Annotated in this window: 2 protein-coding genes; one reads left to right on the top strand and one right to left on the bottom strand. The window is 70.5% G+C overall.

Going from position 1 to position 2,132, the window contains the following annotated elements; genetic code table 11:
* Nucleotides 1-459: alkaline phosphatase family protein (locus ACFPZL_RS12550; RefSeq protein WP_382335682.1), on the bottom strand; the 459-nt coding region annotated here is incomplete at its 3' end.
* Between the two features lie 91 nt (nucleotides 460-550).
* Here ACFPZL_RS12550 and ACFPZL_RS12555 point away from each other — a divergent pair.
* Nucleotides 551-2,132, top strand: a 1,582-nt coding sequence (locus ACFPZL_RS12555) for a DNA gyrase/topoisomerase IV subunit A (protein WP_382335684.1), incomplete at its 3' end; no start/stop codon positions are given.

Raw genomic sequence — 2,132 nt, forward strand, 5'->3', positions numbered from 1 at the left:
GGCAAGGCGCCAGAGCGGCTCGGCGCGCTGCCACGAGCGCACGTCGTCGATGCCGTCCCATTCCTTGAGCGTCGTGCGCAAGCCGAGCTCGGGATGGCGGATCCGGTACCCGATCAGACCGTGCTCGCCCGGCAGGCGCCCGGTCGCGAGCGTGGTCAGCGCGGCGCCGGTGGTCGACGGGAGCACCGTTTCGATCCGCTTCGCCGCGAGCGAGGCCAGCACGGGGGCGTGAGCCTTCGCCGCGTTGAGGTTCGCCGTCCCGAGGCCGTCGACCACGACCATGACGAACCCCGTCAGCGACGGCAGCGCCTCCGGGAGGTCGAGCAGCTGTTCCGAGCGGCCGAGTGCCGTCGAGAGGCGCTCGGCAGGGTCGGCGCCGAGCCCGCGGGCCAGCGCGGCGATCCCGGTCGGCAGAATCGCGGCCAGCCTCGCACCGTTGTCGGTGACGGTCGGTAGCATGATCACCATCGTATCCGGGGCCTCGCCGCGCCCCGCGCCCGGCCGGCCGCCGGGCATCCTCCGGAACCCGACGAAAGGCGCGACCCGAACCGTGACCGACAGCACAGCCGTCGAACGCAGCGATCAGTCCGAACGGATCGAGGACATCGACATCTCGAACGAGATGGAGCAGTCGTTCCTCGAGTACGCCTACTCGGTGATCTACTCGCGCGCGCTGCCCGACGCGCGCGACGGGCTGAAGCCCGTGCAGCGCCGCATCCTCTTCATGATGACGGACATGGGGCTCCGGCCTGACAAGGGGCACGTCAAGTCCGCGCGCGTCGTCGGCGAGGTGATGGGCAAGCTCCACCCCCACGGCGACGCATCCATCTACGACGCGCTCGTGCGCATGGCCCAGGGCTTCGCGATGCGGCTGCCGCTCGTCGACGGGCACGGCAACTTCGGATCGCTCGACGACGGCCCCGCGGCGTCCCGGTACACGGAGGCCCGGCTGGCGGGGGCGGCGCTCGGGATGACCGCCGCGCTCGACGAAGATGTCGTCGACTTCGTCCCGAACTACGACAACCAGATCATGCAGCCCGAGGTGCTGCCGTCCGCCGTGCCGAACCTGCTCGTCAACGGCGCGAGCGGAATCGCGGTCGGCATGGCGACCAACCTTGCTCCGCACAACCTGATCGAGGTCGTCGAGGGAGCGAAGCATCTCCTCGCGCACCCGGACGCGACGGTCGACGAGCTGATGGAGTTCATCCCCGGGCCAGACCTGCCCGGCGGCGGCATCATCGTCGGACTCGACGGCGTCAAGGACGCCTATCGCACGGGGCGCGGCGCCTTCCGCACCCGCGCCAAGGTCGCGGTCGAGCAGCTCGGGCCGCGGCGCACCGGCCTCGTCGTGACCGAACTGCCCCACCTCGTCGGCCCCGAGCGCGTCATCGAGAAGATCAAGCAGGGCGTCGACGCGAAGAAGCTCTCCGGCATCAGCGACGTCGCCGATCTCACCGACCGGAAGAACGGGCTGCGCCTCGTCATCACGCTCAAGACCGGATTCAGCCCCGAGGCGGTGCTCGAGCAGCTCTACCGCTACACGCCGCTCGAGGACTCGTTCAGCATCAATTCGGTCGCCCTGGTGGGCGGGCAGCCGCAGACGCTCGGTCTGCGCGAGATGCTGCGGGTGTTCCTCGACCATCGGCTCTCGGTGGTCACGCGCCGCTCCGAGTTCCGACTGCGCAAGCGTCGCGAACGCCTGCACCTGGTCGAGGGCCTGCTCATCGCGATCCTCGATATCGACGAGGTGATCCAGCTCATCCGGACGAGCGACGACGCCGATTCGGCGCGCGCCCGGCTCATGCAGGTGTTCGACCTCTCGGAGGCCCAGGCCGAGTACATCCTCGAGCTCCGCCTCCGCCGGCTGACGAAGTTCTCGCGCGTCGAGCTCGAGGCCGAGCGGGACCAGCTGCGCGCCGAGATCGAGGCGCTCCTCGAGATCCTGGGGAGCGAGGCCAAACTGCACGCGGTCTTGACCGAGGAACTCGACGAGGCCGCCGAAGCCTACGGGACTCCGAGGAGGACCGTGCTGACCGGGGCGGTCGCCCGCCCGGCGCGCGCCTCCGCCGGCGCCTCGGCCTCGCTCGAGGTCGCCGACACGCCCTGCACGGTGCTGCTCTCCGCGACCGGTC

It is taken from the genome of Leucobacter soli, from assembly GCF_042659205.1.
Taxonomy (GTDB): domain Bacteria; phylum Actinomycetota; class Actinomycetes; order Actinomycetales; family Microbacteriaceae; genus Leucobacter; species Leucobacter soli.